22 protein-coding genes and 2 tRNA genes are annotated in these 24,984 nt (G+C 68.6%); 16 read left to right on the forward strand and 8 right to left on the reverse strand.

The window, feature by feature from the left end:
• Nucleotides 1–214 precede the first annotated feature (214 nt).
• The 7 genes from OVA15_RS10590 to rpmH all read right to left on the reverse strand — a co-directional run bounded on the left by OVA15_RS10590 (nt 215) and on the right by rpmH (nt 5,040).
• Nucleotides 215–1,075: a ParA family protein gene (locus OVA15_RS10590; protein ID WP_024289498.1), complete on the reverse strand. Its 861-nt coding sequence runs from the start codon at nt 1,073–1,075 to the stop codon at nt 215–217.
• Nucleotides 1,076–1,373: 298 nt separating this feature from the next.
• Entirely contained in the window at nt 1,374–2,087 is a 714-nt protein-coding gene (gene rsmG / locus OVA15_RS10595) for a 16S rRNA (guanine(527)-N(7))-methyltransferase RsmG (RefSeq protein WP_268144859.1), read from the reverse strand.
• Nucleotides 2,088–2,090: 3 nt separating this feature from the next.
• On the reverse strand, nt 2,091–2,744 hold the full coding sequence (locus OVA15_RS10600; RefSeq protein ID WP_268144861.1) for a Jag family protein: 654 nt from the start codon (nt 2,742–2,744) through the stop codon (nt 2,091–2,093).
• A gap of 75 nt (nt 2,745–2,819) precedes the next feature.
• Nucleotides 2,820–3,956 (reverse strand): membrane protein insertase YidC, encoded by a 1,137-nt coding sequence (yidC, locus tag OVA15_RS10605; RefSeq protein WP_268144863.1) that lies wholly within the window; start codon nt 3,954–3,956, stop codon nt 2,820–2,822.
• Nucleotides 3,953–4,465, reverse strand: a complete 513-nt coding sequence (gene yidD / locus OVA15_RS10610; protein WP_024289494.1) for a membrane protein insertion efficiency factor YidD — start codon at nt 4,463–4,465, stop codon at nt 3,953–3,955. The genes yidC and yidD overlap by 4 nt, the downstream gene beginning before the upstream one ends.
• Nucleotides 4,462–4,815, reverse strand: coding sequence for a ribonuclease P protein component (gene rnpA, locus OVA15_RS10615; protein ID WP_006214383.1), 354 nt, complete (start codon nt 4,813–4,815; stop codon nt 4,462–4,464). Before rnpA ends, yidD begins: the two co-directional genes overlap by 4 nt.
• 87 nt (nt 4,816–4,902) lie before the next feature.
• Nucleotides 4,903–5,040, reverse strand: a complete 138-nt coding sequence (rpmH, locus tag OVA15_RS10620) for a 50S ribosomal protein L34 (protein WP_006214384.1) — start codon at nt 5,038–5,040, stop codon at nt 4,903–4,905.
• Nucleotides 5,041–5,563: 523 nt separating this feature from the next.
• Here rpmH and dnaA point away from each other — a divergent pair.
• From dnaA to OVA15_RS10680, 12 genes are all read left to right on the forward strand, one after another.
• Nucleotides 5,564–7,267, forward strand: coding sequence for a chromosomal replication initiator protein DnaA (gene dnaA / locus OVA15_RS10625; protein ID WP_268144866.1), 1,704 nt, complete (start codon nt 5,564–5,566; stop codon nt 7,265–7,267).
• A 721-nt stretch (nt 7,268–7,988) separates the two neighbouring features.
• Nucleotides 7,989–9,113 (forward strand): DNA polymerase III subunit beta, encoded by a 1,125-nt coding sequence (gene dnaN, locus OVA15_RS10630; RefSeq protein WP_006214386.1) that lies wholly within the window; start codon nt 7,989–7,991, stop codon nt 9,111–9,113.
• Nucleotides 9,114–9,126: 13 nt separating this feature from the next.
• On the forward strand, nt 9,127–10,314 hold the full coding sequence (gene recF / locus OVA15_RS10635; protein ID WP_268144869.1) for a DNA replication/repair protein RecF: 1,188 nt from the start codon (nt 9,127–9,129) through the stop codon (nt 10,312–10,314).
• A 154-nt stretch (nt 10,315–10,468) separates the two neighbouring features.
• Nucleotides 10,469–10,915, forward strand: a complete 447-nt coding sequence (locus OVA15_RS10640) for a DUF721 domain-containing protein (RefSeq protein ID WP_268144871.1) — start codon at nt 10,469–10,471, stop codon at nt 10,913–10,915.
• A gap of 324 nt (nt 10,916–11,239) precedes the next feature.
• On the forward strand, nt 11,240–13,399 hold the full coding sequence (gyrB, locus tag OVA15_RS10645; RefSeq protein WP_268144873.1) for a DNA topoisomerase (ATP-hydrolyzing) subunit B: 2,160 nt from the start codon (nt 11,240–11,242) through the stop codon (nt 13,397–13,399).
• A 150-nt stretch (nt 13,400–13,549) separates the two neighbouring features.
• A complete protein-coding gene (gyrA, locus tag OVA15_RS10650; protein WP_268144875.1) occupies nt 13,550–16,189 on the forward strand; it encodes a DNA gyrase subunit A in 2,640 nt (879 codons plus the stop codon).
• A complete protein-coding gene (locus OVA15_RS10655; RefSeq protein ID WP_006214391.1) occupies nt 16,186–16,722 on the forward strand; it encodes a DUF3566 domain-containing protein in 537 nt (178 codons plus the stop codon). The genes gyrA and OVA15_RS10655 overlap by 4 nt, the downstream gene beginning before the upstream one ends.
• A gap of 129 nt (nt 16,723–16,851) precedes the next feature.
• Nucleotides 16,852–16,925 (forward strand) — tRNA-Ile (locus tag OVA15_RS10660).
• 35 nt (nt 16,926–16,960) lie between these two features.
• A complete protein-coding gene (locus tag OVA15_RS10665) occupies nt 16,961–17,089 on the forward strand; it encodes a DLW-39 family protein (protein WP_235444544.1) in 129 nt (42 codons plus the stop codon).
• 22 nt (nt 17,090–17,111) lie between these two features.
• Nucleotides 17,112–17,184: transfer RNA gene (locus OVA15_RS10670), tRNA-Ala, on the forward strand.
• A gap of 83 nt (nt 17,185–17,267) precedes the next feature.
• Nucleotides 17,268–18,074: a PIG-L family deacetylase gene (locus OVA15_RS10675; protein WP_268144878.1), complete on the forward strand. Its 807-nt coding sequence runs from the start codon at nt 17,268–17,270 to the stop codon at nt 18,072–18,074.
• A 138-nt stretch (nt 18,075–18,212) separates the two neighbouring features.
• The gene (locus OVA15_RS10680) at nt 18,213–19,493 is read left to right on the forward strand and encodes an Nramp family divalent metal transporter (RefSeq protein ID WP_239547301.1); all 1,281 of its coding nucleotides are present in this window, start codon (nt 18,213–18,215) and stop codon (nt 19,491–19,493) included.
• A gap of 125 nt (nt 19,494–19,618) precedes the next feature.
• On the opposite strand, the gene OVA15_RS10685 is transcribed toward OVA15_RS10680, so the two are convergent.
• A complete protein-coding gene (locus tag OVA15_RS10685) occupies nt 19,619–20,500 on the reverse strand; it encodes a hypothetical protein (RefSeq protein ID WP_268144880.1) in 882 nt (293 codons plus the stop codon).
• 201 nt (nt 20,501–20,701) lie between these two features.
• Between OVA15_RS10685 and OVA15_RS10690 the strand changes: the two genes are divergently transcribed.
• From OVA15_RS10690 to OVA15_RS10705, 4 genes are all read left to right on the forward strand, one after another.
• A complete protein-coding gene (locus OVA15_RS10690; protein WP_024289487.1) occupies nt 20,702–21,244 on the forward strand; it encodes a peptidylprolyl isomerase in 543 nt (180 codons plus the stop codon).
• A gap of 162 nt (nt 21,245–21,406) precedes the next feature.
• On the forward strand, nt 21,407–22,213 hold the full coding sequence (locus tag OVA15_RS10695; protein WP_268144883.1) for a rhomboid family intramembrane serine protease: 807 nt from the start codon (nt 21,407–21,409) through the stop codon (nt 22,211–22,213).
• A gap of 421 nt (nt 22,214–22,634) precedes the next feature.
• Entirely contained in the window at nt 22,635–22,955 is a 321-nt protein-coding gene (locus tag OVA15_RS10700) for an ATP-binding cassette domain-containing protein (protein WP_326493288.1), read from the forward strand.
• A 796-nt stretch (nt 22,956–23,751) separates the two neighbouring features.
• Complete coding sequence (locus tag OVA15_RS10705; protein ID WP_268145706.1) at nt 23,752–24,948, forward strand: globin domain-containing protein; 1,197 nt, start codon at nt 23,752–23,754, stop codon at nt 24,946–24,948.
• The last annotated feature ends 36 nt before the right edge of the window (nt 24,949–24,984 follow it).

Here is a 24,984-nt window from a genome sequence, read left to right on the forward strand (position 1 = left end):
GCCCCTCGCCACCTTGAGTCAAAGACCGTATGGAGAAGGTCGAACCGCACGTTCCACGTGAAACACGCCGACAGAAGACGAGCGGGAGCAGTCGACATCCGCCGGCCGACGATGACAGCACCGTCTCCCTCTTGCAAGAGCTGGAATGACTACGGGCCCCGTTCCACGTGGAACGGGGCCCGCTTGGACCTGCAGAGCCTGCCCGATCAATGGATCACTTGCTCTTCGGCACGCCTCGCGCGGCGATCTCAGCGGCTGCCTCGAGATAGGACAGAGCGCCCGTGGACTGCGGATCGTAGTTCAGCACCGACTGCTGATAGCTCGGCGCCTCGGAGATCCGCACGGACCGGGGGATCATGGTCTCCAGCACCTGCTCCGGGAAGTGCGCCCGCACCTCATCCGCCACCTGGGAGGACAGATTGGTACGGCCGTCGTACATGGTCATGAGGATGGTGGACACGACCAGATCCGGGTTCAGGTGCTTCTGGATCATCTCGATGTTGCGCAGCAGCTGGCTCAGGCCCTCGAGCGCGTAGTACTCGCACTGGATGGGGATCAGGACTTCGCTGGCGGCCACGAAGGCATTGATGGTCAGCAGGCCGAGGCTGGGTGGGCAGTCGATGAAGACGTAGTCGAGACGCTCCAGGCCCTGCTCCTCACGACCCTTGGCATACTGGTCCAGAGCACGGGACAGCCTCTGCTCGCGCGCCACCATGGACACGAGCTCGATCTCTGCACCGGCCAGGTCGATGGTCGCCGGCGCCACCACGATCCGATCGGACTCGGGGGAGGGCGCGACCACCTGAGCCAGCTCCATCTCATCGACGAGGACGTCGTAGACGCCATCGACCTCCGAGCTGTGCGGGACGCCCAGGGCGGTGGAGGCATTGCCCTGCGGATCGTTGTCGACCACCAGGACGTTGAGACCCTGCTTGGCCAGGCCCACTGCCAGGTTGACGGCGGTGCTCGTCTTGCCCACGCCGCCCTTCTGGTTGCTGACCGTGATCACGCGAGTGCGCTCAGGCCGCTGAAGCTGCACGTGCTCGAGTCGGCGACGTCGCTGATTCTCTTCCACGAGCTTCCTTCCGAGGGGGGTGTCTCCCGCGCCTTGTGCGGCGGCTGTCGCGTCGGCGTCCTGTCCTGCAGTCAATCGCGATCCGCGGTCCGGCTGCACTGCCGAATCCTGCGAGACCGGATCAGGGGGAAGACCGAAGTCATAGCCGTGAGGCCTGTCGTTCTGGGTCATCACGTCGCCTTCCTCGGTCCTTTGTGATCTGCATCACATTACATGTCGCGGCCGCTGAGGGGCCTTCCCCACACTACCCAAGACGCTTCCCCGGACCGTCGACCGAGGTCAGCGCCTCGAGACCGATTCAGAGGACGACTCGTACCACGGTGGTCGGCTCCTCGAGCAGCTCAGAGCCCAGGGTGAGCACCTCGGTCTGCGCGACGCGGTGCCGCTTGAGCTGCTTGCGTGCCTTATCGATCTCCTGCTGCGCCGACCGGCCCTTGAGCGCGAGCAGCTCACCGGAGCCCTGCAGCAGCGGAAGCGTGAAGTCCAGCAGACCGCCGAGCGCGGAGACAGCGCGGGATGTGACCACGTCCGGCGCGGAACCGCCCGGCAGCTCCTCGACCTGCTCGCCGCGCGCACGAAGGACCTGCACGTTCTCGAGCTGCAGATCCTGGACGATCTCGTTCAGCCAGGTCACGCGGCGCTCGAGCGGCTCGATCAGCGTGAGCTCCAGATCGGGGCGTGCGATCGCCAGGCACAGCCCGGGAAGTCCCGCCCCGGAGCCCACATCGGCCACACGGGCGTCCTGCGGGATCAGTTCCTCCACCACGGCGCAGTTCAGGACGTGACGTCCCCACAGCCGCGGAGCCTCACGCGGACCGATCAGTCCGCGCACGATGCCCGATGAGGCAAGGTGCTCCACATAGCGCTGGGCTAGCTCGAGCCGGTCGCCGAACAGGCTCTGCGCGGCCTCGGCCTCACGCCCCTGCAGCTCGGGAGCCGGCTGGGCGACGGCGCCGTCGGACTTCGCCTGGCCGCTGCGATCAGAGCGTTCGCCTGGGTGCTGCTCCGTCATGCCTCAGCCGTTCGCCGAGACCACGATGTGGCGTCCGGGGCCCTCGCCCTCCGACTCGGAGTGCATGCCCTCCTCCGCCACGACGTCGTGCACGATCTTGCGCTCGTAGGGGCTCAGCGGGTCCAGGTGCACCGGCTCGCCGGAGTCCCGCACGCTCTGCACGGCACGACGGGCCAGCTCGCGCAGCTGCTCGGCACGGGCCAGCCGGTGCCCGGCGATATCGAGCACCAGCCGGCTGCGCTGCTCCGTGCCGGCCAGCACGGCCAGCCGCACGAGCTCCTGGAGAGCCTCGAGCACCTCTCCGTCCTTGCCGACGAGCATGTCGAGTCCGTCGTCGCCCTCCTCCTCCGTCACCACGGAGAGGTAGGTGCGGCCGTTGCGGACCTCGATGTCGATGTCGCCGTCCAGATCGGCGAGATCCAGCAGCTCCTCGAGGTAGTCCGCAGCGACTTCGCCCTCCTCCACGAGGGGGTCGAGCTCGTCGTCATCCTGGTCGCTCTGCTCGGCAGAGGCCGCAGCGGCCTCGTCGCCCTGCGGGACGTCCACACCGGCGACGACCGCCGAGGCGTCGACCTTCTGACCGGGCTCCAGGTCCTGGATCTGCACGCCCTCGGGCGCGGAGTCCTGAGCCTGCTCGCTGTGCTGGTTCTCGCTCATTCGTCTCTCCTGACGGAAGTGGTGCAGCAGCCGTCTCGACAGTATGACCCGAGCGGCGCCCTGAGAGGACCGGTCTCAGGACCCGGACTTCCCCTTGCCCTTGCCGGACTTCTTGCCGCCCGACGAGCCCTTGGAGATCGGCGACGACGAACCGGTGGTCGGCTCCCCGTTGATCACCGGCCCCTGAGCCTTCTCCGGATGCTGGACATCGTCCTGGCCGGTCTCGAGCGGGCCCTGGCCCTTGATGCCCTTGGCCTTCTGGCGCTTCTTGCTCATGGGCTGCTGACGCTGACCGGCGGCAGCCTTGGCGCGAGCCTCCTCGATCTCGGCCTGGTGCTCCTCCTTGGTCTTGCCGACCGGGGGAAGGCCCTTGGCCTCGCGGCGCTCGTTGAGCTCGCGCTCGGCCTGCGAGCCGGGAGTGGGGTTGTTGCGGATGACCCAGTACTGCTGGCCCATGGACCACAGGTTGGAGACGGTCCAGTAGATCAGCACGCCGATCGGGAAGTTGATGCCCGTGATGAGGAAGATGATCGGGAAGATGTAGATGATCATCTGCTGCTGGCGGTACATCGGAGAGTTCTTGGTGGCCTCCGAGACGTTCTTGGACGCCAGCTGCTTCTGCGAGATGAACATGGTGACCGTCATGGCCACCACCAGCAGGGCCGCGATGATGATCGTGGCGGTGTGGTTGCCGTCGCCGGGCGAGCGCAGCGTGGAGAACAGCGGGGCGCCGAACAGGGTGCCGTCGTAGAACTGGTGGATCTTGTCCGAGGACAGGACCAGGATCCCCTCGTCCCGCTCGGCAGCGCCGGTCACGCCGTTGAGCACCTGGAACAGGCCGAAGAAGATCGGCATCTGGGCGATGATCGGCAGGCAGGAGGCCAGGGGGTTGACCCCGTGCTCCTTGTACAGGGCCATCTGCTCCTGGGCCATGGCCTGGCGCGAGACCTGGTCCTTCTTGCCCTTGTACTTGGCCTGCAGCTTGGCCATCTGCGGCTGGATCTCCTGCATGCCGCGCATGGAGCGGATCTGGCGCAGGAACAGGGGGATGGTCAGGGTTCGCATGACCAGGGTCAGGCCCACGATGGCCAGGACCCAGGTCCATCCGCTCGCCGCATCCAGCCCGATGAGGGTGAACAGCTCGTGGAAGAGCCACAGGACCGCCGAGACGACCCATTTGAAGGGCCAGAGGATGATGTCGAAGATGTTCATCGTGAGGAAGCTCCTTGAGCCGTCTGCGCGGCAGCCGGGTCTGCGCCGTGCTGGCGCGCGGACGTGGTCTCGTGTGCCGGATCGCGGGGTGTCAGCACCGCTGCGCGATCGGCGGGTGTGGGGTGGTTGAGCAGGATGATCCGCGGCAGCTCGGTCTCCGAGGAGAACCGGCGGCCGCCCTGCGGCACCCTGTCGATTCCGCCCGCCGCCCAGGGATGGCACCTGAGCAGTCGTCGCACGGTCAAACCTAGGCCCCGGACCGCCCCGTGGCGAACCACGGACTCGAGGCCGTAGGCCGAGCAGGTGGGGAAGTGCCTGCAGACGTCCCCGTAGAGCGGGGAGATCAGCATGCGGTAGAGCTTCAGACCCGCGATGATCAGGTTCTGCGGCAGCAGCCACACCGCCTGGACCGCCCCCCGGGGGCGCACGAAGTCCGACGGTGCCTGCTCCCAGAGCTGCTCCTCATCCAGGACAGGATGCTGATGGCCGAGGCCCTGCGCGGTGCTCATGCCGGCACCTCGGCCTTGCTCGCGGCCTTGCGCCAGGCGGATTCCCAGTCCCGCCGCAGCTCGGCGAAGTCGGCCTCTGCCGAGGCGGGCAGGGCCCGCACCACGACGTCGAAGCCGGCTGGGCTGCCCTGGATCGTCATCCCGACGAGCTCGCGCAGCCGCCGCTTCACGAGATTGCGGCAGACCGCATTGCCGACCCGCTTGGATACCACGAAGCCCGCCCGGGACGGCTGGTCCCCGGACGTGGCGCGCACATAGACGACGACGTTCCGGCGCCCCTGTCGGGCACCGGAACGTGTGGTCGCTGCGAAGTGCGTGGAGGTGCGCATCCTGTGCTGTGCGGGAAGCACGCGCTCACCCCTTCGGTCTCGGCGGCGTCTGCGGACCGGGGCTCTGCTGAGCAGAGGCCGTCGGATCCGCGAGGGCGACGAGAGGGCTCAGGCAGAGAGGGAGGCGCGGCCCTTGGCGCGGCGCGCCGAGAGGATGCCGCGGCCGGCGCGGGTGCGCATGCGGGCGCGGAAGCCGTGCTTCTTGGCGCGACGACGGTTGTTCGGCTGGAACGTGCGCTTGCTCATTGATCTTCTCCGGATGCAGGACGGGCGTGCCCCTGCCCTGTGCGGATCCGGCGCACGCTGCCCGTGCAGAGCACGAGCGCGCAGCAGGCCGTCCGCCTGAGGAAGGGGTCCACCGCTGTGGTGGTCGATGGCTGTGCCGCCGCGAGGCGCATGGCGCCGGGCGCAGGTCAGACACAGGACTGATCGATTGTAGGCGCGGCGAGTGGGACGGTCAACCGAACCGACGGTGACCGCCTCTCGCCCACATGCTGTGCACGTCTTCCGGAAATTCCTGTGGATAACCGGATCCCCGTCCTTGCCAGCAACGGTGCGCTCTCGCTCGTGTAACTACACGATTGTAGTTCTTTTCGGCCCCGATCGGGGCTAGGTCGGGGCTTTGAACGTGCTCTACGCTGAACCCTCGCGCTCGAGCCCCGAGCCGCTGTCCACCGCTGTGAACAACTCTGTGGATGACCGGTCGCGAGCGCACCCGGGCATCCGCCCGGAGCCGACATCGCCCCCGAATCCCGGAGTCCCCGCCACCGTGAGTCCTCAGCAGAATCCGGAGCTCGACGCCCGTTGGGCCGAATGCGTCCGCGCCATGACCGAGGACCCGCAGATCTCCCCGCGTCACCGCGGCTTCCTGCGCCTGGCCAAGCCCCGGGGCCTCATGGGCACCACGCTGCTGATCGCCGTGCCGAACGAGCTGACCCGCGAGGTCCTGCAGTCCAAGATCGCGCCGGCCTTCAACCAGGCGGTCACGAACTCCTTCGGCAAGGACACCCTGGTCGCTCTGGTGGTGGACACCGACCTGGAGGAGGTCTCCGAGCAGGAGATCGAGTCCGCGTCCCGGGCCTCGCTGCCGCCGCTGAGCGAGCTCGAGGCCGAGCGCGGCCACACCGCGCTGCCGGTTGCCCAGGAGGAGACCGAGCAGGACTCCCTGTCCACCACGAGCTCCGAGTACTCGGGGGCCGTGAACACCTTCAGCTCGCCGTCGCCGCGACCGCCGGCGCCGCGGCCCTCCGCACCGGAGCCGGCCCGACGCCCCCTGCCCGGGCAGCCCGCGCCGCAGGACACCGCCTCCGCGCAGAGCACCGGCGAGGCCGCAGTCGAGGAGACCGGACCTCAGGACACCTTCGTCCCCACCGCTGCCCCGGGCCGCTCGGCTGCGGAGGACCACGGCACGGCCGGTGCGGCCTCGGCCGAATGGGATTCGAGCGCTCGGCTGAACCCCAAGTACGTCTTCGAGTCGTTCGTCATCGGCCAGTCCAACCGCTTCGCCCACGCGGCGGCCTTCGCGGTCTCCGAGACGCCGGCCAAGGCATATAACCCGCTGTTCATATACGGGGATTCAGGGCTCGGCAAGACCCACCTGCTGCATGCGATCGGGCACTACGCCAAGCGGCTCTACCCCGGCATCGCGGTGCGCTACGTGAACTCGGAGGAGTTCACCAACGACTTCATCAACTCGATCCGCGACGACGAGGGCTCCTCCTTCAAGGAGATCTACCGCAACGTCGACATGCTGCTGATCGACGACATCCAGTTCCTGGCGGGCAAGGAGCACACGCAGGAGGAGTTCTTCCACACCTTCAACGCGCTGCACAACCACGAGAAGCAGATCGTGATCACCTCCGATCTGCCGCCGAAGCAGCTCACGGGATTCGCCGATCGCATGCGCTCGCGCTTCGAGTGGGGACTGATCACCGACGTCCAGCCGCCCGAGCTCGAGACCCGCATCGCCATCCTGCGCAAGAAGGCCGATGCCGACGGCACCCAGGCCCCGCCCGAGGTCCTGGAGTACATCGCCTCGCACATCTCCACGAACATCCGCGAGCTCGAGGGCGCCCTCATCCGCGTCACGGCCTTCGCCTCCCTGAACAAGCAGGACGTGGACCTGCCCCTTGCCGAGCTCGTGCTCAAGGACCTGATCACCGACGACGACGGCGAGATCACCGCCGCCACGATCCTGGGGCAGACGGCCGCCTACTTCGACATCTCGCTGGACGAGCTGAAGTCCAAGTCCCGCACGCGCACGCTGGTCACGGCCCGGCAGATCGCCATGTACCTGCTGCGCGAGCTCACGGACATGTCCCTGCCCAAGATCGGACAGGAGCTCGGCGGCCGCGACCACACCACGGTCATGCACGCCGATCGCAAGATCCGGACGCTGATGGCCGAGCGCCGGCAGATCTTCAACCAGGTCACCGAGCTCACCAACCGGATCAAGCAGCAGCGCCACAGCTGATCCGCAGCGCAGCCCATGCGCTGCGCTCTGCCTCATCCCTTCAGGCCCCGGGCCCGCACGAGCGGACCCGGGGCCTGCGTCGATCTCCGGTCATCCACAGGACGGCGCGGCGCGGATGCGGGCTGCGAAACCCGTTCTCCACAGCTGTGGGAAGCCCTGTGGACAGGCTGTGCACGACACGATTCCACCGGTTGTGGACAGCGCTGTGGAGAGAGCCGCGATCGCGGTGGACAGTCGAGGCAGATCCGGGGATCGGCCTGTGCACGGGCCCGGAATGACAAGAATGTGATTACACAGGCACGGGGCGGTCCGTGGATGGCGGTGCACAGCCGACCCACAGCCATGATCCGCGCCAGATCAGCCGATCAGGGTTTTTTCCACAAGATCCACAGCGGTTATGAACACTACTGTCCATTAATACCTCCCGCCGGACAACGAATGCCCTGACGCCCGATCCGGACCCGGCGAGCTCGTGTAATTACACGTTCAGCCGCACCGAGAGCTGTTCGCTGCCTGCCTCGAGCAAGTCACGGGGCTCCACACCTCCAGGATTCTTGGAATTACAGAAGGCCGGATCCACCGAAGCGCCTCTGCGACTCCCCGGTCTGCTCCGGCAGATGGCACAGGGCACAGCGCGCCGATAGCATGCTGTCGTCGTCTGTCCGGACCTCCGCACCGGACGCCGCGCGGACGACATCTGCGAACGAAAGGCGCCCCCACCGTGAAGTTCTCCGTCGAACGCGACGTTCTGGCCGAGGCCGTGACCTGGACCGCCCGGTCACTGTCCCCTCGCCCGCCCGTCCCGGTGCTCTCCGGTCTGCTGCTCAAGGCGGATAACGGGCAGGTCTCCCTGGCCGGATTCGACTACGAGATCTCCTCTCGGGTCTCAATCGACGCCCAGATCGAGGAGGAGGGCACCGCTCTGGTCTCCGGCCGCCTGCTGGCAGACATCTGCCGCTCGCTGCCCTCGGCTCCCGTGGACGTCATCACGGATGACGGCAAGCTGACGCTGATCTGCCGCTCGTCTCGGTTCAACCTGGCGGCCATGCCCGTGCAGGACTACCCCGAGCTGCCCGGCCTGCCCGAGGTCTCAGGCGTCATCGACGGCGCTGAGTTCGCCCAGGCCGTCGCGCAGGTCAACATCGCCGCCTCCAAGGACGACACCCTGCCGATCCTCACCGGCGTCCGGATCGAGATCGACGGCGAGCGGATGACCCTGCTGGCCACCGACCGCTACCGCCTGGCCATGCGCGAGCTCACCTGGCGCCCCAACAGCAGCTCGCTGCAGACGGCTGCGCTGATCAAGGCCAAGACGCTCAACGACGTCGCCAAGACCCTCGGTCCGGCCGGTGAGCTGAACCTCGCCCTGTCGGACAGCACGGAGCTGGTGGGCTTCGAGTCCGGCGGCCGCCGCACCACCTCGCTGCTGATCGACGGCGAGTACCCCAAGATCCGCTCGCTGTTCCCCGAGTCCACGCCCATCACCGCCTCGGTGCGCACCTCCGAGCTGGTGGAGGCCGTGCGCCGCGTGTCCCTGGTGGCTGAGCGCAACACCCCGGTCCGGCTGGCCTTCACGGACGGCCAGGTGGCCTTGGATGCCGGCACCGGCGAGGACGCCCAGGCCTCCGAGGTCATCGAGGCCAACCTCCAGGGCGAGGACATCACCGTCGCCTTCAATCCCACGTACCTCTCGGAGGGCCTGCACGCCTTCCACTCCGAGTACGTGCGCTTCTCCTTCACCGCTCCGCCCAAGCCGGCAGTGCTCTCGGCGCAGAAGGAGCAGGATGGGGACGACGACGTCGCCTACCGGTACCTGCTGATGCCGGTCCGCCTCCCCAGCTCCTGAACCCCGGACCTGCGTGCACGTCGACTCCCTCTCCCTCGCGGACTTCCGCAGCTATGAGCAGCTCCAGCTCGAGCTGACCCCCGGGATCACGGTCCTGCTGGGGCCCAACGGGGTGGGCAAGACCAACGTGGTCGAGGCGATCGACTACGCCGCCACGCTGGCCTCGCATCGGGTCAGCGGCAATGCCCCGCTGCACCGGGCAGGCACCGAGCGCGCCATGATCCGCACGGGGATCCGCAGGGCCGGGCACCGCACGAACCTCGAGTTCACCCTGAGCGAGGGCCGTGCTCCCACGGTGCGGATCAACCGAGGCGGCTCGGTCCGCGCCCGAGAGGCCCTGGGCATCCTGCGCACCGTGCTGTTCTCCCCGGAGGACCTCGCGCTGATCAAGGGCGAGCCCTCCGGGCGCCGGGCGTTCCTGGACGTGCTGGGATCCTCCATGCGTCCGGCCCTGGCCGGGGTCATCTCCGACTACGAGAAGACCGTGCGCCAGCGCAACGCCCTGCTGAAATCGGCGAGGAAGGCCGGGCGCTTCACCCAGGCGCACGAGGCCACTCTCAGCGCGTGGAACGACCAGCTGGCGACCTATGGGGCCGCGGTCCTGCAGTCTCGTCTGCAGCTCGTCCTCGCTCTCGAGCCCGAGGTCCGCCGCGCCTACAGCAGCCTCTCCGACGGTCCCCGGATGCCCCGGCTGCGGTACCGCTCCTCGATCCTCCCGGAGAGCGCAGACGGTCGGGTCGATCAGCTTGCCTGTTTCAGCGCCGCGGATCTGCGCGAGCTGATGCTCCAGGCCTGCGCCGAGGCCCAGGACCAGGAGATCGAGCGGGCGGTGTCCCTGGTGGGACCGCATCGCGACGAGCTCGAGATCCAGCTCGGCGATCTGCCGGCCCGCGGCTACGCCTCCCACGGCGAGATGTGGTCCTGCGCCCTGTCCCTGCGGCTGGGCTCCTGGTACGTGCACCTGGACGACGACCGCTCCGAGGGCTCCTCCCCCGTGCTGATCCTCGACGACGTCTTCGCCGAGCTCGACGCCCAGCGCCGCAGCCGCCTGGCCGACATGGTCTCGGAGGCCGAGCAGGTGCTGGTGACCGCCGCGGTGGAGGAGGACGTCCCGCAGGAGCTGCTGGATGCCGATTCGGGGCTCACCCTGGTGCGCGTGAGCCCGGGCAAGGCCGTCGTCGATCCCGGATCCCGCACGTGATCCCCGCCCAGCAGCCGCGCGCCGAGCGCGACCGCGACATCGTCGATCCGGCCGCCGCCGCCCTGATGCGCGTGCGCCGGGGCGCCGAGGCCCGCGGCGAGGACGGCTGCACGGCGCTGCGGCCAAGGCCAACCTGCGCAGCTTCGGCGCTGCCATGGAGGCGCTCACCGCCAGTCCCGTGCGCCGCCGGGACGCCGAGCGCGATCCGCGGCAGCTGGGCGGCTATTCGGGCGCCGGAGCCTCGCCGCGGGATCCGCAGGGCATCGGCGGGGTCGTGGATCGCCTGGTCTCCGGACGCGGCTGGCGCACCCCGGTGGCCGTCGGGTCGGTCATGACCCTGTGGCCGGAGCTGGTGGGGGCGTACGTGGCCGAGCACTGCGTGCCGGAGTCCTTCGAGGACACCGTGCTGCGCGTGCGCTGCTCCTCGACCGCCCAGGCCGCCAACATGCGGATGCTGCAGTCCCAGGTGCTGTCGACCATCGAGAAGCGCCTGGGCCCGGGCATCGTCACGCGCCTGGACATCGTGGGCCCGGCGGCGCCCAGCTGGCGCAAGGGCCGGCGCTCGATCCGCGGCCGAGGCCCCCGCGACACCTACGGCTGATCCGGACCGCCGTCGATCGGCATCTGCCTCGAGACCGTGGACGGCCTGCAGAGTGCTCGGCACCTCCGGAGACGACTTCCGGGTCAGCGAGCACCCCCGGAGGCACTCCTAGGGGCGTTCTCGTGCCGCTGACAGCGTGTTCAGGCCGTCTCGCACCCGGCGATCGCGCTGATCCGGTATGATGGGACCGGATTATCGACGCAGCGCTCGAGCGCGCAGACCCCGCGGCCCCCGAATGCTCCGGTGCGTCCCGCTTGCTCGCTGTCGTCGGGAGTGCTGCCTGCGCCCCGGACCCCGTGCTCCAGGACCCTTGCGGTCTCCATCATGACCATCAGGAGGAACCAGCAGCCCGTGTCAGAGGACAAGAGCACCGAAGGCGGCTACGGCGCCAGCGACATCACCGTCCTGGAGGGCCTCGAAGCGGTCCGCAAGCGCCCAGGCATGTACATCGGATCCACCGGACCGCGGGGCCTGCACCACCTGGTCTACGAGGTCATCGACAACTCCGTGGATGAGGCCCTGGCCGGCCATGCGGATCACATCGAGGTCGTGCTGAGGGCCGACGGCGGCGTGAGCGTCACCGACAACGGCCGCGGCATCCCGGTGGACATGCACCCCACGCAGGGCCGTCCCACGGTCGAGGTCGTCATGACGATCCTGCACGCCGGCGGCAAGTTCGGCGGGGGCGGCTACGCGGTCTCCGGCGGTCTGCACGGCGTGGGCATCTCCGTCGTCAACGCGCTGTCATCGCGCGTGGAGACCGAGATCCGCCGCCAGGGCCACGTCTGGCGCATGGAGTTCGCCGACGGCGGCCGCCCCCAGGGCGAGCTCGAGCGCGGCGAGCAGACCGAGGAGACCGGCACCACGCAGACGTTCTGGGCTGATCCGGAGATCTTCGAGTCCGTCGAGTACGACTTCGAGACCCTGCGCGCCCGGTTCCAGCAGATGGCGTTCCTCAACAAGGGGCTGCGCATCACCCTGACCGACCAGCGGCGCCTGGACGAGTCCGGCGACGAGGTCGCCGGCGAGTCCGCGCGCGCCGAGATCATCACCGAGGTCGAGGGCCAGGACGCCTCCGAGGTCCCCACCGCGCAGTCCCCGGAGGCCGAGAGCGGCGCCGAGCAGGCGGAAACGGCCAAGGCTCCGGCGCTGAACACCGTGGGCGTGACCGCCGACGGCCACCGCCGGGTCATCTACTGCTACGAGCACGGTCTGCTGGACTACGTCCGCTTCATCAACAGCGGCAAGAAGGCCGAGCTGGTCCACGACGAGATCATCGACTTCGAGACCGAGGACGTCGAGCGCTCCATCTCCGTGGAGATCTCCATGCAGTGGACCACCGCCTACAGCGAGTCGGTGCACACCTACGCGAACACGATCAACACGCACGAGGGCGGCACCCACGAGGAGGGCTTCCGCACCGCGCTGACCACGGTGATCAACCGCAAGGCCCGCGAGTTCAAGCTCCTGCGGGACAAGGACGACAACCTCACCGGCGAGGACGTCCGCGAGGGCCTCACCGCGGTCATCTCGATCAAGCTCGGCGACCCTCAGTTCGAGGGCCAGACCAAGACCAAGCTGGGCAACTCCGAGGCCAAGCCGTTCGTGCAGCGCGTGGTCGCCGACGAGTTCGGGGACTGGATCGAGCGCAACCCGAACTACGCCAAGGACATCATCCGCAAGGCCATCGGCGCCTCGCAGGCTCGTCTGGCGGCGCGCAAGGCCCGCGAGACCACCCGGCGCAAGGGGCTGCTGGAGTCCGGCGGCATGCCGGGCAAGCTCAAGGACTGCTCGTCCAAGGACCCGTCGAAGTCCGAGATCTACATCGTGGAGGGCGACTCGGCAGGCGGCTCGGCCGTGCAGGGCCGCGATCCGGCGCACCAGGCGATCCTGCCGCTGCGCGGCAAGATCCTGAACGTCGAGCGGGCCCGCCTGGATCGTGCGCTGTCCAACGCCGAGGTCCAGTCCATGATCACGGCCTTCGGCTCGGGCATCGGCGACGACTTCGACATCGAGAAGGCGCGCTATCACAAGATCGTGCTCATGGCCGATGCCGACGTGGACGGCCAGCACATCACCACGCTGCTGCTGACGCTGCTGTTCCGGTTCATGCGCCCGCTGATCGACCACGGCTTCGTGTACCTGGCGCAGCCGCCGCTGTACCGCATCAAGTGGTCGAACGCGCCGCACGACTACGTCTACTCGGATGCCGAGCGCGATCGCGCCCTGGCGGAGGGCCAGGCCTCGGGCAAGCGGATCCCCAAGGACAACGGCATCCAGCGCTACAAGGGCCTGGGCGAGATGTCCTACACCGAGCTGTGGGACACCACCATGGATCCTGAGCACCGCACGCTGCTGCAGGTGACCATGGAGGACGCCGCCGCCGCCGAGCAGGTCTTCACCATGCTCATGGGCGAGGACGTCGAGTCCCGCAAGGAGTTCATCCAGCAGAACGCCAACGACGTCCGCTTCCTCGACATCTAGTCGCAACGGAGCATGTGCCGACTGCGGCATATGTGCCCGTCGCCGCCTCCATGGCGGTGACCGGCGGATCAGTCTCGAGCACCACGGCCCAGCGGCCGAGCAGACGCACAGACGCCCGCGGGCGTCGGGAGAAGGACGGGAAGCGCACGAATGAGCGACGACAGCCAGGTCACCCCGGAGGAGCCGGAGAACCAGCCGGGCACCGAGGTCGAGGCCGCCACGATCACCGGCGATCGCGTGGAGCAGGTCGACCTCCAGACGGAGATGCAGCGCTCCTACCTGGACTACGCCATGGCGGTGATCGTCGGACGAGCCCTGCCGGACGTCCGCGACGGCCTCAAGCCGGTGCACCGCCGCGTCATCTACACGATGTACGACGGCGGCTACCGCCCGGACCGGTCCTTCAACAAGTCGGCCCGCGTGGTCGGCGACGTCATGGGCCACTACCACCCGCACGGCGACTCGGCGATCTACGACGCCCTCGTCCGCCTGATCCAGGACTGGGTCCAGCGCTACCCGCTGGCCCTGGGCCAGGGGAACTTCGGCTCCGCCGGCAACGACGGCGCCGCCGCCCCTCGATACACCGAGACCAAGATGGCTCCGCTGGCCATGGAGATGGTCCGGGACATCCACGAGGAGACCGTCGACTTCCAGGACAACTACGACGGCAAGTCGCGCGAGCCCACCGTGCTGCCGGCGCGGTTCCCGAACCTGCTGGCCAACGGCTCCGCCGGCATCGCCGTGGGCATGGCCACCAACATCCCGCCGCACAACCTGCGCGAGCTCGCCGACGGCGTGCAGTGGTACCTGAAGAACCCGGAGGCCAGCCGCGAGGAGCTGCTCGAGGCGCTGCTCAAGCGCGTCAAGGGCCCGGACTTCCCGGGCGGGGCGCAGATACTCGGCCACAAGGGCATCGAGGACACGTACCGGACCGGTCGCGGCTCCATCAAGATGCGCGCGGTCGTCTCCGTCGAGGAGATCCACGGCCGCACCTGCCTGGTGGTCACCGAGCTGCCGTACATGGTCAACCCGGACAACCTGGCCATCAAGATCGCGGACCTGGTCAAGGAGGGCAAGATCGGCGGCATCGCCGACATGCGCGACGAGACCTCCGGGCGCACCGGTCAGCGCCTGGTGATCGTGCTCAAGCGCGACGCCGTGGCCAAGGTGGTGCTGAACAACCTCTACAAGCACACCCCGCTGCAGGAGAACTTCTCCGCGAACATGCTGGCCCTGGTGGACGGTGTGCCGCGCACGCTGTCCTTGGACGCCTTCATCTACCACTGGGTGCGCCACCAGATCGAGGTCATCGTCCGGCGCACCACGTTCCGTCTGCGTCAGGCGCAGGAGGAGGCGCACATCCTGGTGGGCCTGCTGAAGGCCCTGGATGCCCTGGACGAGGTCATCGCCCTGATCCGCCGCTCGCCCACCCCGGACGAGGCCCGCACCGGGCTGATGGAGCTGCTCGGGATCGACGAGGAGCAGGCCCAGGCCATCCTCAACATGCAGCTGCGGCGCCTGGCGGCGCTGGAGCGGCAGAGGATCCAGGACCGCTTCGCCGAGCTCGAGCAGATGATCGCTCGCTTCGAGGCGATCATCGCCTCCGAGGACCTGCAGCGCCAGATCGTCTCCGAGGAGCTCGAGGAGACCGTCGAGAAGTACGGCGACGACCGCCGCACCGAGATCCTGTGGGGCTACGACGGCGACATGTCCATGGAGGACCTGATCCCCCAGGAGGACGTGGTCGTCACGATCACCCGCGGCGGCTACGTCAAGCGCACGCGCATCGATCAGTACCGGGCCCAGCGCCGCGGCGGCAAGGGCATCCGCGGAGCGAATCTGCGCGGCGACGACGTCGTCGAGCATTTCTTCACCACCACCACGCACCACTGGATCCTGTTCTTCACGACCCACGGCCGCGTATACCGCACCAAGGCCTACGAGCTGCTCGAGGCCGGTCGCGACGCCAAGGGCCAGCACGTCGCCAATGTCATGGCCTTCCAGCCCGGCGAGCAGATCGCCCAGGTCATGGAGCTGTCGACCTACCAGGACGCCCCGTACCTGGTGCTGGCCACGCGCAGCGGCCTGGTGAAGAAGTCCCGGCTCGAGGACTACGACACCAACCGCACCGCCGGCGTGATCGCGATCAATCTGCGCGAGGGCGACGAGCTGGTCTCGGCCAAGCTCGTGGACTCCGACGACGACATCTTCCTGGTCTCGCGCAACGGCCAGTCCCTGCACTTCCAGGCCGATGACGAGGCGCTGCGACCCATGGGCCGCGCGACCTCCGGCGTGACCGGCATGAAGTTCCGCGATGACGACGAGCTGCTGGCCGCCGACGTCGTGGCGAAGGGCACCGAGAGCTACGTTTTCGTGGTGACCGAGGGCGGCTACGCCAAGCGCACGGCCATCGAGCAGTACCGGCGCCAGGGCCGAGGCGGGCTCGGCATCAAGGTCGCCAAGGTCGGGGATGAGCGCGGCAAGCTCGCCGGCGCCTTGATCGTGGGAGAATCCGACGAGGTCATGGTCGTCATGGCCTCCGGCAAGGTCGTGCGCTCTGCGGTCTCGGAGGTCCCCGCCAAGGGCCGCGACACCATGGGCGTCATCTTCGCCAAGCCTGCCCCCAAGGACTCGATCGTGGGTGTGGCCTGGAATGCCGAGCGCCACATCGAGGACGCGGTCGAGGAAGCCGTCGAGAACGGCACGGCTACGATTGCGGATCCGACAGCCGATGCTGCGGATGAGGATGTCGTAACGTTGGACGAAGTCAACAACGGAGGTAACGAATGAGCCCCGAGGCACGCTCTGGTGCGGCTGGACGTTCGAAGTCCGGCGGCGCTGGTCGGGGATCCTCCCCCAGCCAGGCCAAGAAGGCGGACAGCGCCAAGGCGTCGTCGTCCAGCAGCCGCACGCCCCAGCGGTCTTCGACCAAGGGACTGGTGCGGCCCGCGCCGCGCGCCAAGGTGCGCCGCGCGCGCCTGGTCGTGTCGCGCGTGGACACCTGGTCGGTGCTCAAGCTCGCGTTCCTGCTCTCGGTTTCGCTGGGCATCGTGGTGGTCGTCGCGGCCGTGCTGATCTGGATCCTGATGGACATCACGGGTCTGTTCAACGGCATCAACGAGCTCGCCGCCATGCTGGCGGGCCCGGGCGGCAGCACAGAGGTCCAGGAGATCGTCTCCCTGGGGCAGGTAGCGATCTTCGCGACCATCCTCTCGGTCATCAACGTCATCCTGCTGACGCTGCTGTCGGTCATCGCCGCCATGCTCTACAACCTGGCCGCCGGCCTGATCGGCGGCATCGGAGTCACGCTGACCGACGACTGACCTGCGCGGCGCCGATGACGGGGATCCTCGATTGGTCCCGGTCGCGGTGATCGTGTAGAGTCCTTATTCGTTCCGCGACGGACAGACCGCTTGGTCGGTTCGAGTGGACGTGATCGGTCCGCCGGTCACGGGCGTATAGCTCAGACGGTTAGAGCGCTTCGCTGATAACGAAGAGGTCCCAGGTTCAATTCCTGGTACGCCCACGGTTCAACGGCATCCCAGTGCATCGGAGACCGGCATGAAGAACGCTTTCACGGCGATCGTGCTGGTGGTCGGTGCCGCCGGAGCAGGAGTCGCCGCCTGGCGGCTGCGCTCCGCAGATGCCGATCGCGCCGCTTGGCGCGAAGCCGCAGATCCCGTCGACTGAGTTCAGCTCGACAGGATGCTCCGGGGGCATGGCGCAATTGGTAGCGCATCTGCTTTGCAAGCAGAGGGTTAGGGGTTCGAGTCCCCTTGCCTCCACCGGATCCCATATCGACGACGGCCCCGCTTGATGGCGGGGCCGTCGTCGTGCGCCCGCCACTGATCTCAGGAGCTGCCCCGTCATGGCCGTGATCGTCTTCCTCCATGCCCACCCGGACGACGAGTCCTCGCAGACCGCCGGCACCATGGCCCGTGCCGCGGCGGAGGGGCACCGCGTGGTCGAGATCTTCGCGACCAACGGGGACTTCGGCACACCGCTGGAGGCGGCCGACGACGCCCAGGAGGTGCTCTCCGTCGCGGATCACCGGCGCACGGAGGCAGCCGCAGCAGCACGGGTGCTGGGCATCTCCCGAGTGGAGTGGCTCGGCTACCACGACTCCGGGATGACCGGCTGGGAGCAGAACGACGGCGAGGCCTGCTTCCACCGCGCCGACATCGACGAGGCCGCACGGGCCGTCGCCGCGATCCTGGACGACGAGGGCGCCGATGTGCTGGTGGGCTACGACTGGCACGGCGGCTACGGGCATCCCGATCACGTGAAGGTCCATCACGTGGCCCACCGCGCGGCCGAGCTCGCCGCTTCGCGGCCCCGGCTGCTGGAGCAGTCCATGAACCGGGACCGGCTCCGGCAGCTGCGCGATCAGGCCCTGGCGGCAGGGGCCTCCCCGGACGAGGTCATGGATCCCGACGGCCCCGCCGATGACGGCAACGGCTTCGGGATCCCGGCCTCCCAGCTGGACTGGCAGCTCGAGCTGGACGACGAGCTGCTGGAGCTGAAGCGGCGCACCATGCAGTGCCACTCGTCCCAGGCGGACGTGCAGGGGATGCTGGCCATGCCGGCCGAGCACTTCCGGGCGTTCTTCGGGGTCGAGTCCTACCGGGAGCCGGGCCTGGAGCAGGAGCTGACCTCGCAGTGGCCGTTCGCCTGAGGAGGGCGTCGCTGAGACCTGCATGAGCTGCGGTGCCAGCTGATGTTCAGGATCTGGGCATCACCTGAGATACTCATGGCGCAGATCACGTCATCAGAAGGGTGAGTCATGTCCGCACCGAAGGAGTACCTGGGGCCCATGCCCCACATCGATCCGGATGAGCAGCTCACCGCGATCCGTCGCTGGAAGATCATCGGCCCGGGCCTGGTCGTGGCCGGAACGGGCGTGGGCGCAGCCGACCTGGTCGCGACCCTGACGGCCGGCTCCCGCTACGGCTACGCCCTGCTGTGGGCGGTCATCGTGGGCACCGTCGTGAAGATCGTGCTGGTGGAGGGCGCCGGGCGCTACTCGCTGGCCACGGGCCGCACGATCTTCGAGGGCTGGCGCTCGCTGGGCAAGTGGACCACGGTCTACTTCGCGCCGTACATCATGATCTGGGGCTTCGTGTACGGGGCCACGGCCATGTCCTCGGCAGCCCTTCCGATCGTGGCGCTGTTCCCGAACACCATGCCGCTGCCGGCCTGGGCCATCCTGATGGGCCTGGCCGGCTTCTTCATGGTCTGGTTCGGCAAGTACGCGCTGGTGGAGAAGCTCACGGCCGTGATGGTCGGCATCATGTTCGTGGTGGTCGTGGGTCTGGCGATCATCGCCGCACCCAACATCCCGAGCATGATCGCCGGCCTGGTGCCCATGATCCCCGAGGGCGGACTGGTCTACACGCTGGCGCTGTCCGGCGGCATCGGCGGCACCATCACCCTGGCGGCCTACGGCTACTGGCTGCGCGAGAAGGGATGGGCCAGCCCCAAGTGGATGCGCGTCATGCAGCTCGACAACACGGTCGCCTACGTGGTCACCGGCATCTTCGTGCTCTCCATGCTGATCGTGGGCGCCGAGGTGCTCTATGCGGCGGGCGTGTCCATCTCCGCGACCGACGCCGGGCTGCTCGATCTGGCCGACGTCCTCAACGATCGCTACGGCCAGGCCATCGGCACAGCGTTCCTGATCGGCTTCTTCGCCGCGTCGTTCTCCTCGGTCGTGGGCGTGTGGTCGGGCGTCTCGCTGATGTTCGCGGACTTCTGGGGCCACCACCGCGATCTGCCCTCGGGTCACCCGGCCACCCGTCCGGGCGGCAAGTACGTGAAGTTCTACCTGCTGTGGATCACGTTCCCGCCCATGCTTCTACTGCTGCTGGGCCGTCCGATCTTCCTGATCCTGCTCTACGGCGTGCTGGGCGCGCTGTTCATGCCGTTCCTGGCGATCACGCTGCTGGGGCTGCTGAACACCAAGCGCACCCCCGACCGCTGGCGCAACGGCTGGGTCACCAACGGCGTGCTGATCATCTGCGCCGTGCTGTTCACGATCCTGGGCATCTACCAGGTCTGGGACACGCTCCAGGACGTGATCGGCTCCTTCGGCTGATCCCCGCCCCGGGGTCCGGCGGCACTCATGCCCCGGCCCCGGCATGCAGGACGACGACGGCCCCCTCACCTTTTCGGTGAGGGGGCCGTGCGGTGTGCGGCCTCAGCCGCTGAAGGCGATCAGGCTCAGGCCTGGCCGTCCTTCTTCTCGTTCTGGGTGCCGTTGATCTGGTCCTTGATCTCGTTGACCGTCTGCTTGGCATCCTCGGTCACGGACTTGGCCGTGTCCTTGACGCTCGAGTCGGCCTTGGCGTCATCGACCTTCACACCGTGGCCGGCGGCCACGGTGGTGGACTTGTCGACCGGGGAGGCCGTCACGCGCGGGGAGGTCGAGGCCGGGGTCTTCCAGGGATCCTGGACCGGACGCGAGGCCTTGAAGGCGGCGGCGCCGGCGACCAGGCCGGTCACGACCAGGCCGAGGACGAGCAGGCCGCGGCCGCCGCCCTTCTGCGCCTTCTTCTGCTGCTTGGCGTAGTCCTTGGACATGCGCGCGGCGGCCTTCTTGGCGTTCTTGACGGCCTTCTTGTTGCCGGTCAGGCGCGCGACGGCGGCCTCGAACTGCTCGGGGGTGTCGGCGTCGGCGAAGCGCTGGGCCAGCTGAGCGGCCGTGGCGTTGTAGCGCTCGGACACGGCCAGCTTGCCGTCGTTGGCGGCCTTCAGAGCCTTGGCGGCCTGCGGGGAGGCCTTCACGGCGGCACCGACCGGAGCGACCTTGGCGGCGACCTTGGCGACCTGCGGGGCCGACTTGGCGGCCTGCACGGCGGCGCGACTGCGCAGCTCGGAGGTGGCGCCCTTGGCGCTGGCGGCACCCTGCTGGACGTACGGGGTGGCGGTGTGGATGCCGCCGGCCAGCGAGATCGCGCCGGAGCGCACGCCGTCCTGCAAGCGCGGCGCCAGGGCGCCGATCTCCTTGGCGAGCCAGTCGCCGGCGTCGACGACGCGGTTCTCCACAGCGGCCTGACGCGCGGCGGCTGCCTTGGCGGCCTTCTTCTCTGCCCTCTTGCTCATGGAAGCTCCCTCCTCAGGGGTCTAGGATTCTCGGTCCAGCATACGGGCTGTGCCTGGCATGACCCATGGTGGAGGCCGTCGGGTCACCCATCACTCAGGGAGTTTTCAGCAGACGGCTGTGCTTTTTCACTCGCGGCGGAACGGGAACCGTCGTCGTCTTCTTCTCCGCGACAAGCGAGCTGGTCATGGGATACTGGGGCCATGACTTCTCTTGCCACCGCTAAGGCGACCATCCACACGAACCACGGCGACATCGTCGTGGAGCTCTTCGGCAACCACGCTCCGAAGACCGTCAAGAACTTCATCGGCCTGTCCGACGGCTCCCAGGAGTGGGTGGACCCGAACACCGGCTCCAAGGGCGAGGGCCCCCTCTACAAGGACATCATCTTCCACCGCATCATCAAGGACTTCATGATCCAGGGCGGCGATCCGCTGGGTCAGGGTGTCGGCGGCCCGGGCTACATGTTCGACGATGAGATCCACCCCGAGCTCAGCTTCGACAAGCCGTACCTGCTGGCCATGGCCAACGCCGGCAAGCGCGGCGGCCAGGGCACCAACGGCTCGCAGTTCTTCATCACCACCTCGACCACCCCGTGGCTCAACGGCAAGCACACGATCTTCGGCGAGGTCGTCGACGACGCCTCCAAGAAGGTCGTCGACGAGCTGAACAGCGTGCGCACCGGCGGCATGGACCGCCCGGTCGAGGACGCCGTCATCACCTCGATCGACATCGAGCAGCTCTGAGCAGCACTCGCAGCACCCGATGATCCCGCGCTCGCGGCGATCGTCGACCCGCAGGGGCCCGGCCGATCGGCCGGGCCCCTGCGCCATATCCGATGGCGCAGGGCCCGCGACGACGGCGCCCCGCCGCCCAGCCAGGACCATCCATCGCACAGGAGCACACCGATGACCCAGGGACCCCACGAGCCGATCGGCGAGCCTGGATCTCCCCGCGATCCCCGCAGCGACAGCGGCCCGCAGCGGCCGCAGTACGGGCGGATGGCGGACCCGTCGCAGCCTGCTGGGCAGCCGAGCGATCCGCTGCAGGGGGCGTCGTGGCAGGCGGGGCATCCTGAGGCGCGTCAGGCTCGGCCCGCCCCCTCGGTTCCCTCTGTTCGCCAGGCTCGCCGGCGCGGGGGCGCCCTGACCGTGACCTGGGTGCTGATCGGGATCAACGTGGCGGTCTACGCGGTGCAGTGGCTGCTGAGCCTGATGGGGATCAACCCCCTGGTGCTGCTGGGCCTGGCCCCCGGCTTCGTTTCGCAGGCGCCGTGGACGGTGATCACCAGCGGTTTCTCGCACTCGATGTCCAACCCCGCGCACCTGCTGCTGAACATGTACACGCTGTGGATCTTCGGCCGGATGCTCGAGCCGGAGATCGGGCGCGGGCGCTTCCTCACGGTCTATCTGCTCTCGCTGCTGGGCGGAGCGGCGGCGGTGCTGCTGCTCTCGCCCGCCTACACGTTCACCGTGGGGGCCTCCGGCGCGGTCTTCGGGCTGTTCGGCGCCGTGCTCGCCCTGGCGCTGTGGGGCGGGCGGCGCTATCGCGAGAACCTGTCCGGGATCCTCGTGCTGATCGGGTTCAACACGGCCTTCGGCCTGTTCTTCCCCGGCATCTCCTGGCAGGGCCACCTGGGCGGGATCGTGACGGGCATGGTGGTCATGGGCGCGCTGCTGGGACTGCGCGGGCGCGGCCGTCGCCCCCGTGGCTGAGACGCTGTGCACATCGGCTGTCCACAGACTGTGTCCACAGCGGTGGACGAACGCCATTCGTGTAATTCCACAAGTGTGAACAAGCCTGTGGATACCGATCAGGGCGGATCGAGCCCGCACTGTTCGCAGACATGTTCGACTTCTGCACACCTTTCTCCACACCTGTGGATAACTTTGTGAACCGGGTGGGGACGGTCTCGGAGTCATCCGCGGGGCGGGATGCCGATCAGACCGCGCTACCACGACGGGGCGCGGCGACGGGCACGAAGACCAGACCCGGGTCCGATGTGCCGACGATGCCCCGCGGCGCATCGTGGAGCCATGACAAGAGCTGTTCTCCACGCCCATGACCTCGCACAGCACTACGGATCGACGGCCGCCCTGGACGGGGTGAGCCTCACGATCGCCCCCGTGGGAGTCCGTGGCGATCACCGGGCCTTCGGGTTCGGGAAAGACCACGCTGCTCCACGCCCTGGCCGGGATCTCGGTCCCTGATTCCGGGCAGGTCCGCTTCCACGCCGCGGACGGCTCGGTCGCCGTCCAGGAGCTGTCGGCGGAGGAGCGGGCGCGGCTGCGACGGGAGCACTTCGGCTTCGTGTTCCAGCAGGGGCTGCTGCTCGATGAGCGTCGCGACCCTGTCCCGCTCCGGCTCTGCCGTGCCCCCGCCGGCCGTGCTCCGGTTGGAGCCACGACTACGCCGAGCCCGGGATGCGGATGCTGTACAGGGCCCTCAGCGCTGTAGCGCTGTGCATTCTCGGTCTGCCGCTCGTGCAGCTCGCTGGCGCTGCGGCCAAGCTGTCCGCGCGGCGGCGCGATGCGCGGCTGTCCTGGCTGCGCCTGCTGGGGCAGGGAGAGCCATGCTGCATGCCCTCGTGCTCCTCGAGGCGCTTCTCCAGGCTGCGATCGGGCTGCTGGCCGGCCTGGGCATCTACGCGGCGCTGATCCCGGCCCTGGGCGGGCTGCATGTGGACGGTGTGCGGATCGGGGCCGCCGCCCTGGTGCTGCCCTGGTGGGCGATCGCTCTGCGCATCGCCGCGCTGCTGGGCACGGCCGGTCTCGCCGCGGCCGATGATCGCTGGCAGGTGTGGTTCGGCCTGCACCGGCTGGGCATGCCCGTGGCGCAGATCGATCGGGCCCGTCGCCTGGCGGTGATGCGGCCGCTGCGGGTCCTGCTGGTCATCGCCGTGGGAGCGACCGTGATCGTCCTGTCGCCCATGATCGGGGAAGGGGCGCTGATCTCGCCGATGACTCTGGCGGCCGTCGTCGTCGTGCTCGGAGCCGGTGCGGCCATGATCCCGATCGCCCTGCGGGCCACGAGGCCGGCACTGCGCCGCCGTGCCGAAGGAGGGCCTGCGGGAATGAGAGCCGTCCCCGGGACGGCGGCAACCGGTTGCCGGGGCTTGACCAAGATCAAGCCCCGGCCGCGGCGGCGGTGCAACGATCCAAGGTGCGGCCGGAACCGGCCGTCGGCTCAGCGCCTGCCGCGGGGGACTCCGTCGGCGGCGATGGGGCGAAGCCGTGCACAGGAAGAGGAGCCCATGCTCTCCGAGTCAGCCCGCCCGCTCATCGAAGCCACCGCGCCCGTGATCGCGGGGCGCCTTCCGGACATCGCGCCGAAGTTCTACCAGTCGATGTTCGAGGCGGAGCCGCAGCTGATCGAGGAGGGCATCTTCAGCCGCGCGAACCAGCGCACCGGTGAGCAGCCCCTCGCCCTGGCCGGCTCCGTGGTCGCCTTCGCCACCCACATCCTCAACCACCCGGAGTCCTACCCCGACGAGCTGCTCTCGCGCGTGGCCCATAAGCACACGTCGCTGGGCATCGTGGAGGGGCAGTACCCGATCGTGGAGAAGCACCTTCTGGGCGCGATCGCCGATGACTTGGGCGATGCCCTGACCCCCGAGATCGCCGCGGCCTGGACCGAGGTCTACTGGCTCATGGCCGATGCCCTCATCAAGCTCGAGAAGGGCCTGTACTCCGAGCAGGCCAACGACAGCGTGTTCAACGAGTTCACCCTCGTGGACAAGCGCGAGACCTCGGAGGGCACCTATGTCCTCACCTACGAGCCCGCCGACGACACCCCCATGACCGATGCGGTGGCCGGGCAGTACGTCTCGATCAAGGTGCGGCTGCCCGAGGGCATCGAGCAGTCCCGGCAGTTCACGCTGATCCCGGTCGACAACCCCCGTCAGCGCCGCCTGGCCGTCAAGCAGGACATGGACGGGGAGGTCTCGCCGGTCGTGACCGCCATGGAGGTCGGCTCCACGGTCAAGCTGTCAAACCCGTACGGCGACGTGGTCCTCACCGGCTCCACCGCCCCGCTCGTTCTGATCTCCTCGGGCATCGGCGTCACGCCCATGGTCGCGTTCCTGGACCGTCTGGTCGCCGAGGGATCGCAGCGCCAGGTCACTGCGTTCCGCGTGGACTCCTCGGACGCGGCGGCGCCGCTGCTCGAGGAGCAGAAGGCCCTCATCGAGAAGCTGCCGGAGGCGCGTTTCGAGCGCTGGACGGTCGAGGAGGGCGAGGCCGACCACATCGGTCGTGCCGACTTCGGTGCCCAGGGCGTTGACGCGGGTGCGGAGGTCTACCTCTGCGGCAGCCTGGACTTTATGAAGGAGACCCGCTCTGCCCTGATCGGCGCCGGCATCCCGGGCAAGCAGATCCGCTACGAGATCTTCGGCCCGGACCTGTGGATGCTCCACGACGACGCCGTGGAGTACCACGCCGACGCCGAGTGACCTCGGTCGGCGAGTGAGTCGAGCCGGCGCGCGGTG

The sequence above is a fragment of the Kocuria sp. SL71 genome (assembly GCF_026672465.1).
GTDB classification, from domain to species: Bacteria; Actinomycetota; Actinomycetes; order Actinomycetales; family Micrococcaceae; genus Kocuria; species Kocuria palustris.